The organism is Glaciecola punicea ACAM 611, from assembly GCF_000252165.1.
In the GTDB taxonomy this organism is placed as follows: Bacteria; Pseudomonadota; Gammaproteobacteria; order Enterobacterales; family Alteromonadaceae; genus Glaciecola; species Glaciecola punicea.
This window is the reverse complement of sequence record NZ_BAET01000029.1, coordinates 1-21622: the sequence shown is the minus strand read 5'-3', so window position 1 is coordinate 21622 and position 21622 is coordinate 1. Positions and strand designations below refer to the sequence as shown.

The window sequence follows — 21622 nt, the reverse complement described above, 5'->3', positions numbered from 1 at the left end:
GGGGGGTGAAAACATATATCCTGCGGAAGTCGAGAATGCCATTTTTAACCACCCAGATATTACCGATGTTGCAGTGATTGGTGTGCCAGATGAAAAATGGGGCGAGTCTGTAAAAGCGGTAGTGGTGCTTAGAGCTGAGGCCGTTTTAGACGCAGAGTTATTAACGTTACACGCACGAAAACATATCGCAGGCTTTAAGGTTCCACGAACTTGGGAGCAGGTCGACACCCTGCCAAGAAATGCAAGTGGTAAAGTATTACGTAGAGAGTTGCGCCGCATATTTTCGACCTCGGGTTGATTGTAGTTAATCTGTTCTTCGGTAGCTGGTCGGTGTCACGCCGGTCCACGTTTTAAATGCTCTAAAAAAAGTACTGATTTCGGAGAATCCTGCTTTTAATGATATGTTGTCTATACTCTCTCTCGTTCTACTCAACTTGTAAATGGCGTAGTCTCTGCGAGCATTGTTTTTTATGCCCTGAAAGCTGGTGCCTTCGACTTTTAACCGTCTTCTCAATGTTTGCGGATGAACTGATAGAGTTTGAGCAAGACTTTCTAATGAAGGAATATTCTTTAGATCCCTTTGAATCAACTTCGACACTCTGCTGGACCAATGCGAGGTCTCATATCCTTGAATCGCCATTTCATACGCAGGGTTTTGTAAAAACTTACTTAAACTTTGTTGGTCTTGCACCACAGGCAGGTCCATCGCTGACGCACTAAAAATAAGCTCTGTCCTATCACTGTCAAAAATAACGTTTGTGCCAAGAAACAAAGGACGATATTGGGCTGCGTGCTCAGGATACGCATAGTCAAAATTTGCTTGTACGGGTTGAATAAAGCTATTGCTAAGCCAATTTAACAATCGGTGAATATAATATAGACAAGCCTCATACGCATAACGGTCATAGATAAAAGAGCTTGACTGAGGTGTGAGGATAACGCTTACACCGTCTTTTTGAAAAGCTACTTTTGGAAGTAAGCCTCGATTTACGATCTGATAAAACTGACAATAGCGCTCTAATGCTGAACCCACTGTTGTACTGTGAATTAGACTGTGGCAACAGATCGAGAATGCACCTAACGGCATGGCTTGTTCAAAATGCCCAATCATTTCATCTTGCATTAAATTAGTAATATCCTGCTGTAAACTAATAAAGGACTCTACTGACAAACGCGCATTACGGTTTTCGACAACTTGTGCGCGTATATCATTTTTATTTAGCAATTCTATATAGTTAACGTTTTTATTAGGGATATTTTTTAACAGTGATGCCGCAAAATAGCTTGGAACAGTGATGTTTTTCATTGCACTCGCTCAAATGTTGATAACCAATACTGTAGTTTATTGCCTATTTATTTGTAGACAATCGCCATTGTATAGTAAACCGCCAACGCACTAAACTCCATAGTAGATAAGTGATCATTCACCCTGATCATTACCCCTTGTGTAAAACTAGCAGAGGATGATTTCGTACAATGAGTAATACAGCGTATCTATATGATGCAATTCGAACCCCTCGGTCTAAAGGCAAAAAAGATGGAGCCCTTCATGAAGTAAAGCCAGTAGCATTAGGGGCATGTTTATTGCGAGAGTTACAGTGTCGCCACGACTTAGATACTAGCTATGTTGACGATGTCGTAATGGGATGTGTTATGCCTACGGGTGAGCAAGGCGGCGATATAGCCAAAACTATTGTACAGTTTGCAAATTGGGACGAGAGTGTAGCCGGTGTTCAACTAGATCGGTTTTGCGCCTCGGGCCTAGAAGCGGTTAATTTAGCTGCGATGAAGATTGCATCTGGATGGGAAGATCTAGTTGTAGCAGGCGGAGTCGAATCTATGTCGCGGGTTCCCATGGGCGCCTCCGGCGGTTCATGGCTCAATGACCCCGAAATTAGTCAATATTGTACTGCCGTACCTCAAGGTATTGGAGCAGATACGATCGCTACGCTTGAAGGATGGACACGAGAAGATGTTGACGCCTATGCACTTGAGTCTCAACGACGCGCAGCATACGCTCAGAAAAATGGATTTTTTGATAAATCAGTTGTGCCAATTTTAGACTGCAACAACGTTGTTATTTCAAGTAAAGACGACTTTATTAAGCCTAACAGTACGCTCGAGGGCTTAGGTGCATTACGGCCATCCTTTGAATCACTCGGCGCAATGGGATTTGATCTCTTAATGCAGCGCAAATACCCTGCGATAGTAAAAATCAATCATGTGCACACCCCCGGTAACTCTTCAGGGATTGTTGATGGCGCTTCGGCAGTTCTTATAGGGAGCGAAAAAGCAGGCAAAGATCTTCGTCTATCTCCTCGCGGACGGGTTGTCGCCACTGCAGTATTAGCGACAGACCCTACGATCATGCTACTTGGGCCAGGTCCGGCGGCTAGAAAAGTCTTAGCCCGCGCCAAAATGCAGGTTTCTGACATTGATTTATTTGAAATCAACGAGGCCTTTGCATCAGTTGCCATGCGCTTTATGAAAGACCTTGATATTTCACATGAGATTACCAATGTTTGTGGTGGCGCAATTGCCATGGGGCATCCATTAGGCGCAACAGGCGCTATGCTCGTAAGTACGCTCCTAGATGAATTAGAGCGGCGAAATTTAAAACGTGGATTAATCGCTCTTTGTGTTGGTGGTGGTCAAGGAATAGCAACAATTATTGAGCGAGTATAAACGCTTAATTAATATTACTAATAGATTTGAGAGACATTATGAGCACAAACAATATTCATGGCTTTATTTATGAAAAGGATGCCAACGACATCGCGGTTGTGACAATGAACATGGATGGCTCAGTGAATGCGATGAACGCCCAGTATCGAAAAGCAATGTCTGAAACGGTCGACAAGTTATATTCAGAAGTGTCATTAAGAGGGGTCGTTTTTACCTCTGCGAAAACGACATTTTTTGCAGGCGGCGACCTCAAAGAGATGTTATCTGTTCGTGCGGGAGAAGAAGAACAGCAGTTTCAACAAATACAGTTGATCAAACACGATTTACGTCGTCTTGAACAAATGAAGGTACCAGTGGTGGCCGCCATTAACGGCGCGGCTTTAGGCGGTGGCTTCGAAATATGCCTGGCATGTAACCACCGCATTATGCTGAACCATCCAAAAGTGGTGATCGGTTTTCCTGAGGTCACTTTGGGACTATTACCGGGTGCAGGCGGTGTGGTTCGTTCAGTACACATGCTTGGGATGGAAAAATCGCTACCGCATTTATTAGAAGGTCTCAGCCTAGGGCCTAAGGCCGCGATTGAGGCGGGATATGTTGACACACTTGTAGATGATGCAGACGGATTAATAGAGGCAGCCAAAACATGGATAAAATCGCATTCCGATGACTGGCAACAGCCGTGGGATAAAAAACATCATACAATCCCCGGGGGCGATATTTGGCACCCTAAGATTATTAGTATGCTTGCCATAGCACCTGCTGCTCTGTTTAAAAAAACACGAGGTTTGTTGCCCGCGCCAGAGCGGATCCTGTCGCTTGTCGGCGATACTCTTGCCGTGGATTTTGACACGGCGCTACGCATCGAAGCTAGAGCGTTGGCATATTTAATTACGACACCCCAAGCCAAAAATATTATTACCTCTATGTTCATTCAAATGAACGCTATCAGGCGCGACGCTAGTCGACCAAAGAACATCGGCCCTAATGTGGTGCAAAAGCTTGGCATTTTAGGCGCAGGAATGATGGGTCAAGGAATAGCTTATGCGGCGGCGATTGCCGGTATTGATGTTGTGCTGAAAGATGTAACCAAGAGTGCAGCCGAAAAAGGTAAACAATACACACAAAAAATGCTGGACAAAGGCATATCTAAAGGACAACTGACCGCACAACAAAAAGACGATATTTTGCAGAAGATAAAACCTAGCGATAGCTATCAAGATCTTATCGGATGTGACCTGATCATCGAAGCGGTATTCGAAGATTTGGCGCTGAAGACAAAGGTAATTGCGCAGGCACAAGAAGTCGTTGGGGAAAAGGTTATTTTTGCAACCAACACCTCAACGTTACCTATTACACAGATCGCCAGTTCCGTCCTTTTACCTGAGCGGATTATAGGTATTCATTTCTTTTCGCCAGTAGACAAAATGCCCCTGATCGAAATTATCTGCGGTGAACGCTCTAGCGAGCAAACATTAGCGATCGCGTTTGACTTTGTGAAGCAAATTAAAAAAACGCCAATTGTCGTAAACGATTCGCTTGGTTTTTTTACTTCAAGAGTGTTCGGTACCTTCATGGATGAAGGTGCGCGCTTACTAATGGATGGCCTTGATCCGGTGCTAATCGAGTCGCTTGCAAAACAAGTGGGTATGCCAGTTGGTCCACTGGCGGTACAAGATGAAGTAAGCCAAGAACTGTCAAAAAAAGCAGCGGCCACTCATCGCGAAATGGGCGTGTTTTGTTCGCTAGGCGATAACTCAGCTAATGTCAAAGTAAGTGAAAGACTAATAAAGGAATACAGTCGAGGTGGTCGTTATCACGGCGGTGGCTACTACAACTATGCAGAAGATGGTAGCAAGGCAATTTGGCCAAAATTGTATTCGCTATATCATAAGCCTGAGGTAGAAATTTCATACCAAGATATAAAGGACAGAATACTATTCAGGCAAGTAATTGAATCCTTGAAATGTTTGCAAGAAGGCGTGCTTCGAAGTGTAGCAGATGGCAACATCGGATCGCTATTAGGGATAGGCGCTCCTAAATGGACGGGTGGCTATATTCAGTTTGTGAATACCTATGGCTTAGATAATTTTATAAAACGCTGCGATGAGCTGGTTTCGCTTTACGGTGAACGCTTTGTTGCGCCTAAAATTGTGGTTGAAAAAGCAGCACAGCACCAATATTTTGATTAAGAGGTTAGTTTTACATGCTCAAACGAAATTTTACTGAAGAACAGCAACTGTTTAGGGGATCTTATCGCAAGTTTTTACATCAAGAAATCGTGCCTAATATCGAGAAATGGCGGAGCGAAGGCATCGTTTCACGTGAAGCGTTTACGAAAGCAGGAGCAAACGGTTTTTTAATGGTGTGGCCAAACGAAGAGTTCGGTGGACTTGGCGATAACGACTTTAGATTCGAACAAATAATCATTGAAGAAAATCAATACGCTTTGACTGCTGATTGGTATTGTACATTGCATAGTCGTCTAGTTGGGCCCTACCTGACTAGATTTGGCAGTTCGGAGCAGCAGCATCGTTTCTTACCTAAATGTGTTACCGGCGAGACGATCTTAGCAATAGCAATGACAGAGCCTGATGCAGGAAGTGATCTTGCAGGGATACGCACTAACGCAATTGCCCAGGGTGACCACTGGCTGTTAAACGGTTCAAAAGTGTATATTTCTAACGGTATTAATGCTGATGTAATTGTGGTTGCGGCCAAAACTGATCCTAAAAATAACCCGCGCCAAATTGGCCTGTTCCTTATTGAAGGCGGCATGGAGGGATTCAATCGAGGCTCAAATTTAGAAAAAATGGGTAAGAAAGCGCAAGATACCGCTGAACTCTTTTTCGAAAATGTCAAAGTACCCAACAATAATGTGTTAGGAGATCCAACAAAGGGGTTTTCTTATTTGAAAGAGGCATTAGCTGAAGAGCGTTTGATATGCGCGGTAGAATTCATTGCTGCAGCGCAGAAAGCCTTTGATATTACGCGCGCGTTTACCATTGAACGTAAGTTGTTTGGTCAGGTGTTAGCTGACTTTCAAAATACCCAGTTTCAACTCGCACAACTGCGCGCTGAAATAGATGCCCAGCAGATTTATATTGATCAACTAGTGGTGGCGCTCAACGCTGATTGCCTTTCACCGGTAGATGCTGCAAAAGCGAAACTGCTTACCAGTGAGTTGTTATGCCGAGTTGTTGACGAAGGAGTGCAATTGCACGGCGGCGCAGGCTACATGGACGAATATCCAATCTCCAGAATGTTCACAGATGCACGCATAGGGCGCATTTACGGAGGGTCCTCGGAAGTCATGAAACTCATCATTGCTCGTGACATCGCAAGAGAAGACTATACTAATTTTATTGAGCGTGATTTTTATTAGTGGTTTCAATTGAAAGCGGCATTAAGGTGCTTCAAGCAAAGACCATCGTTCAGTAACTATGAAGATTTTGTGAAGACAAAAGGAACATCTCAATGGGTGCATTAGACGGCATAAAAGTGATTGAAATGTCTGGTTTAGGTCCATGTCCGTTTGCTGGAATGCTTCTTGCTGACATGGGTGCTGAGGTAATAAAGGTTGAGCGCAGCACTCACCGAGATCCTCTTTATGAGAAAGACATAAGTGCACGTGGGAAAAAATCGGTGGTCCTTAACCTGAAGACTGCCGAGGGCAGAGAAGTCTTGATGAGGCTTATTCAGTCCGCCGACGTCCTCATTGAAGGATATCGTCCCGGCGTTGCTGAGCGATTAGGGTTTGGACCTACGCAGTGTGAGGCGATTAACGACCGTTTAATTTATGGTCGGATGACAGGATGGGGGCAAGTTGGCCCGCTTGCTGGATGTGCTGGCCACGATTTGAATTACATCGCAGTATCGGGTGCTTTGCACGCCATCGGGAAATCAGGTGAGAGCCCAACTATCCCACTGAATATTGTTGGCGATTTTGCTGGGGGAAGCCTGTTTTTAACCAACGGCATCTTAGCAGCGCTATTCGAACGCACAAGGTCTAATCTTGGACAAGTGGTAGACGCGGCTATGGTGGATGGTGTGGCTAATCTTATGTGGATGTATCACAGTTTTAGTGACGTCAATCAATGGAACGTTTCCGAGCGCGGAACTAATCTATTAGATGGTGGTGCATTCTTTTACGATACTTTTGAAACATTTGATTGTCGTCATATTGCTTTAGCGTCTATTGAGCCACAGTTTTTTAAAGAACTTATTGAGTTAGCAGAACTAGATGTCACACTATTTAACACGACATCACAATATGACCGCAAACAGTGGCCGATATTGAGGCAGGCCTTAGCAAAGATATTCAAACAAAAAACTCAACAGCAGTGGTGCGCTATTTTAGAAGGAACAGACGCATGCTTTGCGCCCGTGTTGACCCTTAAGGAAGCACCTTTGCACCCACACAACGTAGCTCGCGAAACATACTTGAATGTTGAAGGGCAAGTTCAGCCAGCACCGGCACCGCGACTGAGTCGAACACCTTCAAGGGTTCGACACGGCAAGCATGAAGCCGGCGTTGATACATACGACCTGCTTGCAAAACTAGGCTACTCGGCAGAAGCAATTAGGCAGCTTAAAATGAACGGCGCGGTGGGCTAATCACATCGAAGAAAAATACCATGGATGTGACGAAATTTAGTGGGCAATAAACACCCTACTTCGTCTAATCTTAGAAATTAGAAACACGTTACACTTAAGGGATATTTAAGCATGGCAAATACAATCCACATAGAGCTAAAAAAAGCGGTGGCGTATATTACGTTGAATAGACCTAAATCGCGAAACGCATTTAATCATGAGATGCGACTAGCGTTCTTAAGTGCACTGGAAGAAGTGGAGCTCGACCCGGCAATAAGGATTATTCTGATTATCGGTTCAGGACAAGGATTTTGTGCAGGGGCCGACATAGCAGAAGAAATTCCCGATATAGATGGCCACATCACGAAGCAATTACAAAAAGAGTATGCACCTATCATAACCGCTATCCGCGAGTCGAAAAAAATCGTTGTAAGCTCTGTGCATGGTGCTGCAGCAGGCATAGGTGCGTCCATAGTTATGGCAAGTGACCTTGCAATTATGGCAGACACAGCTTATCTGTACAGTGCATTTGGTGCAATTTCGTTAATACCAGATGGAGGCTTTCATTGGCTTTTAGCTAACACTGTTGGCCCAAAACGTGCACTTGAAATGATTCTTGAATCACAGCGCTTAGATGCACAAACCTGTCGAACACTTGGCTTGATAAATAAAGTTGTTACACATGATGAGTTAGCCTTTGCTACCGCTCGTTGGGTAGCGTCGTTGGCCGACGTACCACCGCTGACGGCGTCCCTTAGCAAGGAAGTTTTGCGAAATGCCAATAACCAAACACTATCACAAAGCATGGATTTGGAAGCAAAACTACAAAACATGTGCATTCAAAGCGATGATTTTAAAAAGCGCAAAGCACTGTTTCTTAACGGTCGCGCGTTAAAACAGGGGCAATAAAGTATGGATAAACTCGTAGATATTGCGGGACTTGTGTCCCTTAAAGGCAAGACAGCACTAATTACCGGGGCCTCAAGTGGTCTTGGCGCCTATTTTGCTGAAGTCTTGGCGGAGTTGGGCGCTGAGGTTATCGTTGCTGCACGTCGTGAAGACCGTTTACGTAAATTGGTCGACAAAATTCATCAAAAAGGGGGCCTTGCGCACGCGGTTGTCATGGATGTTGAATCTACACAAAGCGTTCAAATGGCGTTTGAAAAAGTGGACAGCGTGGTAAAGAACTTAGATATTTTGGTTAATAACGCCGGCCTTAGCTCTACACCTTCAAAATTCGTTGATCAAGATGATGAATGGGAATACATCATCGATGTGAATTTAAAGGGCGCATGGCGAGTCGCCAAGCAAGCTGCAATTCGCATGGCATCTGCGCAACGAGGTTGTATTGTTAATATTGGTTCAATTTATAGTCATTGTACTGGGCTTCAAAAAACGGATTACGTTGTATCTAAAACTGCGCTTGCTCAGTTAACGCGCAATATGGCACTTGAGTTGACACGTTCAGGCGTACGTGTAAATACCCTGAGTCCTGGGTACTTTGCGACTGAAATAAACGAAACGCAATTGAACTCTGAGCGCGGCAAGGAATATATTAATAAGTTGATTCCGCAAAGGCTGGGGCATTATCATGAATTGATCGCACCTTTATTGCTTTTGGTAAGTGATTCAGGCTCGTTTGTTAATGGAATAAGTTTGGTAGTTGATGGCGGAAGCTTGCTGCAACCGGTTTAATCTGGTGAAAGTCGGGTTTTGCACTGTTTGGTAGGCAAAGTTTATAGAGGTTTGGTTATGATATTAAAAAAAACATTAGCATTGGTCACATGCGGAATACTGATAGTCCCGCTATTTTTATACGCTGAGAGTGCAGATAAAAAGGCGACTGATATTAGCGACGAAACAGCCAGCATTGAGTCAGTCGATTGGACGATGCATGGTTTGGATGAGGAAGAGACGAGATTTAGCAAACTATCACAAATCGATGCATCTAACGTAGACCGGCTCGGGTTGGCATGGTCATACGATCTTGAATCAACGCGCAGTGTCCAAGCTACTCCCATAGTTAAAGATGGCGTAATGTATGTAACCTCTTCTTGGTCAATCTTACATGCGGTTGACGCTATCACTGGCAAGCGGCTTTGGGTATATGACCCTGAGGTACCAGGCGACTATGCATCAAAAGGTTGCTGCGGAGTGGTAAATAGAGGTGTAGCTTACCATGATGGTAAGATCTTTTTGGGTGCCTTTGACGGCTATCTACATGCCCTAGACGCAAAATCGGGTGCGCTTATTTGGAAGCAAGACACGCTTGAACGCAGAGGCGAGTTTTCGTACACCATCACCGGTGCGCCGAGAATTGTAGCAGGCGACAAAGTTATTATCGGTAATGGCGGAGCTGAGTTTGGTGTACGCGGCTACGTAACCGCTTATAATGTTGATACCGGCGAGCAGCAGTGGCGATGGTACACAGTACCTGGTGACCCCAGCAAGCCTTTCGAAAATGAAGCTATGGAGATGGCGGCAAAAACATGGGATCCCTCTGGCAAGTATTGGAAAGTGGGTGGTGGTGGTACTGTTTGGGATTCCATGGCGTATGACTCGGACCTAAATTTGCTTTACATAGGAGTAGGGAACGGTTCCCCATGGAATCGTGATTTTCGCTCTCCAAGCGGCGGCGATAACTTATTTTTAGCCTCCATTGTGGCCTTAAACCCTGATACAGGCGAGTATGTTTGGCACTATCAAGGCACGCCAGGTGACACATGGGATTATACGCATACTCAACAGATCACATTAGCTGATCTGGTTATTAAAGGTGAGTTGCGAAAAGTTGCTATGCAAGCGCCAAAAAACGGATTCTTTTATGTTATAGACCGTGTAACAGGCGCGTTTATATCGGCAGAAAACTTTGTTGAAGTTAATTGGGCAACTGGAATTGACCAAAACGGCCGACCCATAGAAACCCCTGGCGCAAGAGTAAAATCTGAATCTGTAGAAATTGTGCCGTCATCCTTTGGCGCTCATAACTGGCATTCTATGAGTTTTAATAGCGATACTGGGCTCGTCTATATCCCAGCACAAGGTATTCCGCTCTCCGTTGCTCCTGACCTAAAATGGGAGCATAACACCTACAAGCCTGGCTCGACAATGTCAGGTACAAACTGGAATTTAGGATACCTTTTCCATGTTGCATTTCCCGAAACTGAGCCGTTTGGAACTCTAATCGCTTGGGATCCAGTTAACCAAAAAGAAGTTTGGCGTTCCGAATATATTTCTCCTTGGAATGGTGGCACTTTAACCACTGCGGGTAATCTAGTTTTTCAAGGTACCGCAGATGGCCGATTCATCGCTTACAATGCTACTACTGGACAGCCTTTATGGCAAACACCTGTTACCTCAGGTGTTATTGCTGCGCCCATTACTTGGTCTAAGAATGGTCGTCAGTATGTCACCATAGCGGTGGGTTGGGGCGGTATTTATGGCCTGCTTAACAAAGCGACTAAATACGCTACCAAGGGTAAATTGTTTACGTTCGAGTTAGACGGTCAGGCGATAATGCCAAAAGCGACATTATCGACCCGCACTAATTTAGTTGCCGGTGTACCTTATAAGCCAGAGCATGTTGCTAAAGGTTTGGAACTGTATGTGGCGAATTGCTCTTTTTGTCATGGTACGCCTGGCATTGACAGTGGTGGCGTAATTCCGAACTTGGGTTATTCACCGGTGGGTGTGTTAAAAAACGCGAGATTATGGGTAAAAGATGGGATTGCTGTTGACAACGGCATGCCAGCGTTCGACAATCTTTCTGAGGAAGATGTTGAAAAGATAATTGCTTTTGTCCAAGGCACAGCAGATTCGATTCGCCAAGCGTTGGGCACGCAGCCTTCAAAGTCGGGGGACAACAGCCCTATCGAATAAAGTATGTTTTCAATTAAAGTCAAAATTTTATGTACATTCTAATGAGCTTTGTAGCTGCATGGCAGTTTTGCTAAACAGGTATTCTTTTGTTGAAGGTAGAATGGCAAATCCTGCCATTCTATTTTTTATAACGGTAATTTCGGCTAACAACCTTGATAGGTGTAGAGCAACTCATTAGTCACATCACGCTTCCAACCAACTAAACGCGGCCCAAGTTGCACGGGCTCAGGTAAGCAGCCTCTCCTTCTCCAATTTCAAGCGTAACTGTGCTAACAGCTGAAGCTTCAGCTAGTTGATGCTGCTTAACAAACGGTTGGTTAAAGTGCATAAATTAACCTCTATATTGAGTAAAACGAATTTAATGAACGTCACATAATAAGGTTACTTAAGAGCTTATCTTCGCCAGTCCCACCCTATTTATCTTCTTTTTGATGCAGCTAAATATATGCTTGCGCCATGTATGCATCGATAAACATCATTAGACCTACTTATTGCCTATGTTGCTAGCGGCCGATTATAGAGAAAAATAAAAGAGGTAGGTTAGAAACGTGTTGCAGACTTCGAAGCCTAGCGTTAAGTCAAAAAGCGGGTATATGCGCAGCCACAAAATGCTGAATAAATGGCTCTGGCAAGATCGAGACGTTTTAAACAAAGTGATATGCGAATTAAACATTGAGCTGATTTAGATGAATTAATGTCAACGCTTGCCGCAGATCCAAAGTATTTAACGCTCACTAAAATAAGGGGTGCAAGGGCTTTGATACAAGATTTGCTTCAAACAAGGTAGTGCGTCTTGTCAATCAAACCTCGATTGATTTGATTGATAGTAGCGCAGAAACCCTAATAGTCTAAAATCCAGCTTTAAACTGTCGGCATTAGCCCACTTGGCTACGTCTCAATGCGCCGGGCGCGGCGCATTGCAATAAAGCTCTTAACGTAGATAACCAGTGCGAAAATACTGGCGGCCATCATCACTCCCACTCGAAACACGGCAACCATATCGTCCCGTCCAATGGAGCCTATTAGTGGCATGATTAGCGCTATCGTAATCAGTAGCGTCAAACCGGCAACCGCGTGAGCAACAACTTTGTTGTCCTTTTTAAAAAACGGAACCAACAATGCGAGAACGACGCCAAAAATCACGGGGATCAATATCGTCGTAGAGCGCGACTCTGCAGCCACATTCAGATACGCCCAAAGGCCGAATACCACCAATACGGCGGCGTTAAAAATAGTTGCTTGATATGGTTTCATTTATTTCTCTCATTTTATCAGCTCTATAAACACTTCTAGCGGTGGCTTGAAGCCTAAGCGATTTTGGGGCCATGTATTGAACTGGATGTTAACACATTTTGACTGAACACAGCTGGATTAGTTCCCTAGAGTGTCCAGTGCTTGAATGCATTTGCTTAGACAACCAAGTTGCCAATAAGCGGTGACCATAAAGACTATATTTTAATATCTTCACTAAATATTAATAAGTACGTCGTAATCAATAAAATCACGATAGAGATAAGGTCGAGATGTGACCCACCATGGTGAACGGGAAGGGTTAAACACGCCAACGCAATTGCTATTGAAAATGGCAAGTAAGGCCTTAACCGTCCACTATTACACTGTGGCAAATAACAGCGGATCTTCACCAGCGCTAACACAGATCTATAAACGTTTAATGTTAAGCAAATTTTGGCAATACATAAAAGATAGGTACCAATAAAAAAGGCGAAAGTTCTTTTGTACACTCAAAGGTGAACCTGGATTCACTATCGAGTGTGAAGTAGCAGGTGCATCAGAATGCTAATTAGTTGCTTCTTTTATGCTTTTATTTGCCCTAACCCTCATATCATAAGAAACAGTCATCGACTTACCACCGACTCTTGTCAGCACGCCTGTGATATCTAGCAACTGTCCACTTCTTACCTCTATTAAATATTCAATGGTGTGCTTTACGTCAGCCCATCCAATATTATTCTTTTGACTATCTTTACCAGACCATGCAAGCACCCGATTTAGAAAGTGGTAGCTAGCGTCAACGAACATCGCCATATAATGTCGGGTAGTCAAGTGAACATATTTCAGGCAAAAGTAATTCTACATGTTCTTGACGTTTTACTTGCCTGACCAAATCAGTGTGTTAACCAAGCTCTGTCGGATTGCTGTCAGGCCCTAAAAGCAAGTCACCCCCCATTCCAGTCCTGAGGTTAATGATAACGTCTGTAGACTCTTGTCTTATTCTGTCCACAACCTCTTTGTACAAATGAATGTCACGAGAGGGAGCACCGGTTTTTGGGTCACGCACGTGAATGTGAGCGATGGCTGCGCCAGCTTTGGCTGCCGCAATTGCCTCATCGGCTAGCTGTTTGGGAGTAATTGGTAGATGAGGCGTTTTGTTTTCAGTCGGACCTGAGCCTGAAATTGCAGCAGAGATAATTATATTACGATTCATTTAACGTTACGCCCGCTTAGATAAATTCGTTGGAAATTTTGAAAATAATCAACATATCAACAACCCTAGCGCTTTCCTCTAATTAAAACTCACAAAAGCGTTAATTCAGTTAGAAGTGGCGTACGCACAGACAATTAACTAAGACAAGCAAGAGAAATTAGTTACGACGATCGGTATTAAGAAGCGTGCTCGCTGGGTGTTCTCTCCCGTGAAATACTGAGCTCAGGGTCTGCTTTTACTTGTTCAATGAGCCAAGCTTCAAATAACTGAATTTTTTTCTGTTCGAATTTTTCCTGACGGTAAACAAAATACCAATCGCTGTGATGTTTAACGCGCATTTCAGGAAAGGGTTCAATTAACAACCCTGAGGACAACTCTTTGTTAACATATGGCTGCATACCAAGTGCCACTCCCATGCCTTGTAAAGCGGTAGAAATTGAATGGTCGTAGCTATCAAATTGCAGTCCTGACTCTGGGTCAACATTATTACAGCCCACCTCATCCAACCAAATGTACCAATCTTTTTGCGAAGGATAAACCTGCAGTATAGTAAAATTGTTCAGTTGCTCAGGGCGCGACAGTTGCTCCTTTCCAGCAAGTATATTAGGACTACACACCGGAAATACATCGCTAGAAAACAAATATGAGTATTGCAAGCCATCAGCAGCACGACTACCAATCTTGACACAGGCATCAACATCGCTTTTATTAAAATCAACGTCAAATTGCGAAGTGTGTAATCTTACGCTGATATCAGGATATTTGCTTTGAAAGTCGGGCAGCCTTGGTATTATCCAGCGAATAGCTAATGTTGAATATAATTGAATCGTTAATACATCTGATTGTGTTGGTTTTAAAATTAAGCTGGTTCCCTCAGCAATTTTATCAAAGGCATCGCGAAGGATAGGGTAATATTGCTTACCAATTTTAGTGAGTTCCACGGAGCGTGTTTTGCGAATAAATAATTCAACATTAAGTACATGTTCTAGTTGCTTTATTTGATGGCTAATTGCCGAGACTGATACAAAAAGTTCATCCGCTGCGTTTCTAAAAGAACAATGTCTAGCTGCTGCTTCAAAACTTTTTAAAGAATTTAAAGGTGGGATCTTTTTGCGCAAATGAATACCCTCCCAATCTTATAAGTCCAATTATGGTTGAATTAATTGATACCATAAACAAGTAAAATTAGTTTGTCAGAGCCAGTTAGGCATGTCAATATAATGTTAAAAAAGAGACGGTTGATGACGCAATCCGAAAACCACAATAGCCATAGCACCCGTGATATTCGTGTTGCGGTAAAGCACGCGCAGGAAATGTTACAACACAACGCTTTTTCGGCTGCGGAACAACAGGGTAGAGAAATTCTAAAATCTTTTCCTAATGAACCCAACGCACTTTTTATCGTTGGCGTCGCACTCAAAGGTTTAGGTCGCTTTAGTGAAGCTGAAAAAATCTTACAAGCATTGATTGAGCAAACCCCGGACTTTGCGCTAGCTCATCAAGAGCTTGGCATCACACTGCATGCTTTAAAACAAATAACAGCGGCGATAGCAGCATTGAACTGTGCAGTTGAAGTTGACGCTAAGTTAACTCATAGCTGGCGACTTTTATCTAAATTACTGCTAGTGATAGGCGAAAGCAAAGCCTCTGAGAAAGCTTATAATAATTATTTACGATTTTCGGCCAAGCACCCACTTTTAGGCGAAGCGCTACAAGCTTTTATCGACGATAAATTAGCATTAAGCGAGCGCCATTGCCGTAATTTTTTAAAGCAATCCCCAGGTGATGTCAATGGCTTAAGGTTGTTGGCTGAAATAGCAATTAAATTGGGCGTATTTGAGGATGCTGAACTGTTGCTTGTTCGTTGTCTAAGTTTAGCACCAGATTATCACCTTGCTCGTTTAAATTACGCGCATGTGTTGAATAAACGAGAAAAAAGCGAGCAAGCACTATTAGAAATAGAAACTTTAGAAAAATACCAGCCCAACGTGCCGCCTCAGCAAATACTCAAAGCTTCTATTTTGGTCAGGTTAGGGAAGTTCAAAGAGGCTATTGCGCTTTATAATAAATTGATTGCAGCATTGCCTGAACAAGCAAATCTTTATACCAGCAGAGGTCACGCACTCAAAACAATTGGAGAACAAGATGCGGCTATCGCTTCGTATAGGGCTGCGATTGCTTGTAATCCGAATTACGGGGAAGCTTATTGGAGTTTGGCTAATCTAAAGACCTTCGGTTTTGAACAGTCTGAAATACAGCAGATGAAAAAACAGATGGCGATAAAAAATCTCCCTATGTTGGATCGTATCAATATATGTTTTGCATTAGGTAAAGCGCTCGAAGACAACAAAGAGTTTGAACAATCATTCCATTATTATAAATTAGGTAATCAGTTCAAACAGAGCATTGAACGTTATGATGCCGACGAAACGACCGAACTCATTGAACGAACCATTACAACGTGTCAATTACCCATTTTTGAAAAAAATGGTGAGCAGGGTTGCAGTAGAGCCGATCCAATATTTATAGTTGGACTTCCGCGTTCTGGTTCTACGTTGCTAGAGCAAATATTAGCAAGTCATTCAATGGTGGATGGCACCAAGGAGTTGCCAAATATTATTGCGATGGTTCGAAAATTAAGTGACCGTAAAAAACGTAATGAGATCTCAAAATATCCAGAGGTTATTGCCAAGCTTTCTGCACAGCAGCGTCTTGACCTGGGTAACGAATATATAATGAAAACTCAGGTACATCGGGGCGATGCTCCCTTTTTCATTGACAAAATGCCCAATAATTTTGCTCATATTGGATTGATTAAGCTGATATTACCTAACGCAAAAATAATCGATGCACGTCGCCAGCCGATGTCTGCGTGTTTTAGTGGCTTTAAACAATTGTTTTCAGCCGGACAGGCTTTTAGTTACGACTTAGAAAATATTGCCCGCTATTACAAAGATTATCTTCACTTAATGGATCATTGGCACAAAGTGCTTCCTAACCAAGTGCTCACTGTTTCTTATGAAGATGTCGTTAATGATTTTGAAAATCAGGTTAAGCAAATTCTAGACTTTTGTGGCTTACCTTTTGAGCCGAATTGCCTAGAATTTTATAATAACTCTCGTGCGGTCAACACGGCTAGTTCTGAGCAGGTTAGACAACCTATCAATACAAAAGGGCTCGATGCATGGAAGCCTTTTGAAGAGTTCCTTTCCCCATTGCAAAGCAAATTGTCATCCATATTGTGATAATTAGTCATCTGTATGTTTCTCTTGGGGAAAATGAGGTACCGATTAAAAGAATGATACAAGCACATTTTCTGCTTAAGGGTGGTTCAAAAGAATGTACCTGAGAATTTTAAAATATTATAAGAATGAATCTAATATTTTATATTTATCTATATAATCCATAAGTTTAAATTTATTTTAAGATAAGTACTTATATTCTATATAGCAGCTAAAAGCTTTATATGGTTTAGTTTTATTCAATCATAGGAGAGATATAATCGTTTGTTTTTAGTACGTTCATATTGCTACCATCAAATTTGTGTTAACAATCTGTTAAGTGAATGTTAACTATTCAGGGTGATATTGCGAGTCTAAGTTCTATTTTGTCGGGCTTTGCGACTTGCTCGATAAACATATTATAAGGGTACATACAATGACTGATAAGCATCTAAAAAACAAAACGAGGTCTATCCGACTAAACCCCCTAATTGCGGCAATGCGCAATTCTATTAACGACAAAAACGTTCAAAGTATTGCTTTGTCAGTAATAATGGTGGGTGGCATGGCAGCGATGCCTAGCGCCAATGCACAAGACCTTGATACGGCTCAGGCCGAAACTGATACTAAAGCGTCGTCTCAGGGTATGGAAACAATAATAGTTACGTCACGCAAGCGTGTTGAAAATCTTCAAGATACTCCCTTAAGTATCACCGCATTGGGCTCCACTAAGTTAGATGAATTAGGGATCGAAAACTTCGATGATTACGCATTGATGTTACCGAGTCTCTCTTATCAATCATCAGGGCCTGGTTTGTCACAAGTCTACATGCGTGGAGCATCAGATGGTGGCAGTGGAAATGCATCAGGCTCTCAGCCAGGGGTTGCTATTTACTTAGATGAACAACCGGTAACCGCTATCGGGCGAAATCTTGATTTACATATTTATGATATAGAACGAGTGGAAGCAATTGCCGGACCGCAAAGCACATTATTTGGGGCCAGCGCCCAGTCAGGCACTATCAGGATCATTACCAATAAACCTCAAATGGATTTTTTTGAAGGTGGTTTTGATGTTAGTTATGGTACTACAAAAAGCGGCGATGCTAGTCACTCATTAGAAGGATTCGTTAATCTTCCGGTAAGTGAAAATATTGCAATCCGCTTAGTTGCTTGGACCAAAAAAGATGGCGGCTATATTGATAATATAGCCGGCACACGGACTTATGGATTGTTAACTGATGGTGGAAATTTCTCAACAGTTGAAGAAAATAATGATGCTTTAGTAAAAGAAAATTTCAATGAATTAACCAATAGCGGAGCTAGAGTCGCTTTAAAAGTAAATCTTAATGATAACTGGTCAGCAACAGCAAGTTACCTGACTCAAAAGCAGGAGACAGAAGGTGTATGGTTTCAAGACTCAGAAAATCCCAGTGGTGAAATTAATGACTTAGAGGTTCAACGTTTTTTCCCAGATACAATGGATGATGAATTTAATCAAGCAGCACTCACAATAGAGGGAGATTTAGGTTCTTCTAGCTTAGTGTATGCAGGCTCATTTATGGAGAGAGACGTACAGTACTTTAATGATTACTCCGACTATGCAGACTACTTTTCTACTAGTTGGATTCAAACTTATGGTTGTGAATATTATGGTACTGCAGATGCAGATTGTTCAAGTATGGCCATTTTTTACAATGATGATAATAAATATAAACGCAATACTCATGAACTGCGTTTGCAATCAACAGACAACGACTCACTGCAGTACATTGTTGGTTTATATTATGAAGATGCCAGTCATGACTACCGCCAAGAATGGGAAATGAATGGCATGGCCCAAGGAGCTGATTTTAGACAGTTTGGTGAGGCCAACCTGTGGTATTTAACGGATCAAAAGCGGGCAGATAAGCAGTCGGCAGTGTTTGGTGAAGTGAGCTATTCATTTACCGACCAACTCACCACAACGTTGGGTGCTCGGTGGTTTAAAAATGAAAGTACATTATTAGGAGTGTCTGGTTACGGACTGATTGCTCCAGGCTCTCCTATTATTAACGTTGATAGCAAAGATGACGACAGTGATAGTATTTTTAAATTCAATCTAAGCTATAAACTTGACGATAAAAAGATGGTCTATCTCACGTGGTCTGAAGGTTATCGCCCCGGTGGCATAAACCGAGACGAAACGGCATTGGTGCCGCGTATCTACAAACCTGATATTGTGACAAATACAGAGCTTGGTTGGAAAACCATGTGGTTGGAAAATAATCTACGTTGGAATGGCGCTGTTTACCATATGCAATGGGATGATATGCAGTTTACCCGCTATGATGCATCGTATGGTTCTCCTGTTGGTTTAACAATCAACGCCAGTGAATCAACAATTGTGGGTATTGAATCTGATCTCACCTACCTACTAACAACAGACTGGACTGTATCAGCCGCATTTAACTTTAATCAAGCTGAGTTATCTGCTGATTTACTAGTCGGCAGCAATTTATCACCTGACGGTACTGAACTTCCCAACGTGCCCGACTTTAAAGGGAATCTAACCAGTCGCTATAACTTTGCTATTGGTGATTATAGAAGCTTTGCCCAAGTCGTTTATGCCTATGTCGGTGAGACATACAGTGATATTTACAAGTATAAAACTAGTGATTTAAACCTAGACCGACGTGATATTAATAGCAGCTATAGTATTGTAAATTTATCCGCAGGAATAAATATGGGTAGCTGGGGAGTCAACTTATATGTCGATAACTTGACCGATGAACGTGCTGAGCTATCGCGAGGCAGCGCACGCTGGGACAGCACTGTAACAGTCAATCGCCCTAGAAATCTCGGGATCAGGTATCACATGTTATTTGAATAAATATCTTCTCGCGTGTCTTCGCTGGTTTGCTAAATCCAGCGAAGACACGCACCTCTTTCTTCTAATTTTTTAATATTCACCTTTGTAATATGAGGACATTCTAATGACTGTTGTTAATAACGGATTGAGCCCAGAGCATGTCGTGCTTGTGACAGCTGGAGCCAACGGCATAGGCCGTAAAATAGCCGAAAAGTTTCTGGGATATGGTTGTAAAGTGCATGTCTGCGACATTGATAAAAAGGTCATCGCTGACTTTCTTGAAGCAAATCCTAGCGCGACAGCCTCGGTGGCTGATGTTGCAAATGTTGATCAAGTTAAGCAAATGTTTGCTGATTTAATGGTTCATTATCAACATCTGGACGTTTTAGTAAATAATGCTGGGATCGCTGGCCCTACAGCGCTTGTTGAAGATATAGACCCCGACGATTGGGCGCGCACCATTAATGTTGATTTGAACGGACAATTCCATTGCACCAAGTTCGCAGTGCCCTTATTGAAAGCAAATGGGTCGGGCAGTATTATTAATATCTCTTCTAATGCTGGTTTTTTCGGTTTCCCAATGCGCTCGCCTTATGCTGCATCTAAATGGGCACTTATTGGCTTAACAAAAACATGGGCGATGGAGTTAGGTCCACATAATATTCGAGTCAATGCCTTATGCCCAGGCAGTGTCAAAGGAGATAGAATTGACAATGTTATTCGTCTTGATGCAGAAAAACGTGGCGTTACGCCAGATGTGGTGAGAGAGATATATGCAGAGCAAAGTTCACTGCGGCTTTTTGTTAGTCCCGATGATATTGCGAATATGGCCGTATTTTTAAGCTCTGACCTAGGAGCCAGTCTTTCCGGGCAGGCTATTGGAATTGACGGTCATACCGAAAATTTATCTAGCAAATTTTAAATAATAGACGCAGCTGTTGTTAATCGATAATTATTAATTAAATACAGCCCAGCGTGACTTAATTCGATGAAATAAAAAATTGGAAAAAATAATGAAAGCAGCTTGGTTTGAAAAATTTGGTACACCCGCAGACACAATAATTATAGGTGAACAACCAAAGCCTATTGCGGGTGATGGTCAGGTATTAGTAAAATTAAAAACCACAGGGGTTAATCCTTCAGATGTTAAAAAGCGCATTGGCGCCTTTCCTAATCTATTAGATAACGGTCATATCATTCCACATAGTGATGGCGCTGGGATCATTGAAGCTGTGGGTAAAGGAGTACCTGAAAGTAGGATAGGTGAACGAGTTTGGGTTTATCAGGCGCAGTATGCTCGCCTTCTAGGAACGGCGGCTGAATACGTCGCAATTGATGCCTCTCGAGCGGCCACGTTACCGAGCAATACATCGTTTGAAATAGGCGCTTGTTTAGGTATTCCAGCAATGACTGCCCATCGAGTTATTTCATCCGATGGCTGTGTTAAAGGCCAAACAGTGTTGGTAACCGGCGGCGCTGGTCGTGTTGGCTACTATGCTATTCAGTGGGCTAAACTTTCTGGAGCTAAAGTTATTACAACGGCAAGTAACCCAATAGATGAAGCAAGTTGTATCGAAGCCGGTGCTGATTTCGTGGTTAATCATCGCGATGTTAACTGGGGTGATAAAGTTCAAGAAGTGAATGATGGCGAAAAAGTTGATCGCGTTATTGATGTTGAGTTTGGCTTCAACTTACCTGAAGTACTTAAGTGTATCCGCATTGGTGGTGTCATCGCCACTTACGGAAACACCCAGATAAAAGAACCGAAATTACCTTTTTTCCAAATGATGTTTATGGATCTGACTATACGCATGACCATAGTGTATGCGATGCCAGAGTCAGCTAAACAGCACGCTATCGACGATATCTACAAAAGATTAGCAGCGGGAGAGTTGAAACATAGAGTGACTCATATACTTCCTTTTAAGCAAATGGCAAAGAGTC

The 21622-nt window shown here is 42.8% G+C and carries 17 protein-coding genes; 12 read left to right on the top strand and 5 right to left on the bottom strand.

The genetic code is table 11. From position 1 onward, the window contains the following. The coding region (locus tag GPUN_RS10910; protein ID WP_040520993.1) for an AMP-binding enzyme at nt 1-298 on the top strand (298 nt) is incomplete at its 5' end. 6 nt (nt 299-304) lie between these two features. Here GPUN_RS10910 and GPUN_RS10905 read toward each other — a convergent pair. Continuing rightward, on the bottom strand, nt 305-1306 hold the full coding sequence (locus GPUN_RS10905) for an AraC family transcriptional regulator (protein WP_006006642.1): 1002 nt from the start codon (nt 1304-1306) through the stop codon (nt 305-307). Between the two features lie 170 nt (nt 1307-1476). Between GPUN_RS10905 and GPUN_RS10900 the strand changes: the two genes are divergently transcribed. The 7 genes from GPUN_RS10900 (at nt 1477) to GPUN_RS10870 (ending at nt 11160) form a co-directional block, all read left to right on the top strand. Then, nucleotides 1477-2685: an acetyl-CoA C-acetyltransferase gene (locus tag GPUN_RS10900; RefSeq protein ID WP_006006641.1), complete on the top strand. Its 1209-nt coding sequence runs from the start codon at nt 1477-1479 to the stop codon at nt 2683-2685. Between the two features lie 38 nt (nt 2686-2723). Beyond that, nucleotides 2724-4877 carry a 3-hydroxyacyl-CoA dehydrogenase NAD-binding domain-containing protein gene (locus GPUN_RS10895; RefSeq protein WP_006006640.1) on the top strand — a complete coding sequence of 718 codons (2154 nt, stop codon included), beginning with the start codon at nt 2724-2726 and terminating at the stop codon, nt 4875-4877. 14 nt (nt 4878-4891) lie between these two features. Continuing rightward, on the top strand, nt 4892-6070 hold the full coding sequence (locus GPUN_RS10890) for an acyl-CoA dehydrogenase family protein (RefSeq protein ID WP_006006639.1): 1179 nt from the start codon (nt 4892-4894) through the stop codon (nt 6068-6070). A gap of 92 nt (nt 6071-6162) precedes the next feature. After that, on the top strand, nt 6163-7302 hold the full coding sequence (locus GPUN_RS10885; protein ID WP_006006638.1) for a CaiB/BaiF CoA transferase family protein: 1140 nt from the start codon (nt 6163-6165) through the stop codon (nt 7300-7302). Nucleotides 7303-7413: 111 nt separating this feature from the next. Beyond that, on the top strand, nt 7414-8190 hold the full coding sequence (locus GPUN_RS10880; protein ID WP_006006637.1) for an enoyl-CoA hydratase/isomerase family protein: 777 nt from the start codon (nt 7414-7416) through the stop codon (nt 8188-8190). A gap of 3 nt (nt 8191-8193) precedes the next feature. Then, on the top strand, nt 8194-8976 hold the full coding sequence (locus tag GPUN_RS10875) for an SDR family NAD(P)-dependent oxidoreductase (protein ID WP_006006636.1): 783 nt from the start codon (nt 8194-8196) through the stop codon (nt 8974-8976). 57 nt (nt 8977-9033) lie between these two features. After that, entirely contained in the window at nt 9034-11160 is a 2127-nt protein-coding gene (locus tag GPUN_RS10870; protein ID WP_006006635.1) for a PQQ-dependent dehydrogenase, methanol/ethanol family, read from the top strand. 888 nt (nt 11161-12048) lie between these two features. Here GPUN_RS10870 and GPUN_RS10865 read toward each other — a convergent pair. From GPUN_RS10865 to gcvA, 4 genes are all read right to left on the bottom strand, one after another. Then, nucleotides 12049-12414 carry a hypothetical protein gene (locus GPUN_RS10865; protein WP_006006630.1) on the bottom strand — a complete coding sequence of 122 codons (366 nt, stop codon included), beginning with the start codon at nt 12412-12414 and terminating at the stop codon, nt 12049-12051. 543 nt (nt 12415-12957) lie between these two features. Next, nucleotides 12958-13206 carry an acyl-CoA thioesterase gene (locus GPUN_RS10860; RefSeq protein WP_006006628.1) on the bottom strand — a complete coding sequence of 83 codons (249 nt, stop codon included), beginning with the start codon at nt 13204-13206 and terminating at the stop codon, nt 12958-12960. 88 nt (nt 13207-13294) lie between these two features. Beyond that, nucleotides 13295-13606: a 3-keto-5-aminohexanoate cleavage protein gene (locus GPUN_RS10855; protein WP_006006626.1), complete on the bottom strand. Its 312-nt coding sequence runs from the start codon at nt 13604-13606 to the stop codon at nt 13295-13297. Nucleotides 13607-13782: 176 nt separating this feature from the next. Further along, nucleotides 13783-14724 (bottom strand): transcriptional regulator GcvA, encoded by a 942-nt coding sequence (gcvA, locus tag GPUN_RS10850; protein WP_006006624.1) that lies wholly within the window; start codon nt 14722-14724, stop codon nt 13783-13785. A 123-nt stretch (nt 14725-14847) separates the two neighbouring features. On the opposite strand from gcvA, the gene GPUN_RS10845 reads away from it, so the two are divergent. From GPUN_RS10845 to GPUN_RS10830, 4 genes are all read left to right on the top strand, one after another. After that, entirely contained in the window at nt 14848-16851 is a 2004-nt protein-coding gene (locus GPUN_RS10845) for a tetratricopeptide repeat-containing sulfotransferase family protein (RefSeq protein ID WP_006006622.1), read from the top strand. Nucleotides 16852-17263: 412 nt separating this feature from the next. Continuing rightward, nucleotides 17264-19699 (top strand): TonB-dependent receptor, encoded by a 2436-nt coding sequence (locus tag GPUN_RS10840; RefSeq protein ID WP_006006620.1) that lies wholly within the window; start codon nt 17264-17266, stop codon nt 19697-19699. A 103-nt stretch (nt 19700-19802) separates the two neighbouring features. Then, on the top strand, nt 19803-20600 hold the full coding sequence (locus tag GPUN_RS10835) for an SDR family oxidoreductase (RefSeq protein WP_006006619.1): 798 nt from the start codon (nt 19803-19805) through the stop codon (nt 20598-20600). 91 nt (nt 20601-20691) lie between these two features. Further along, on the top strand, nt 20692-21622 hold a 931-nt coding region (locus GPUN_RS10830), incomplete at its 3' end, for an NADPH:quinone reductase (RefSeq protein ID WP_040520991.1).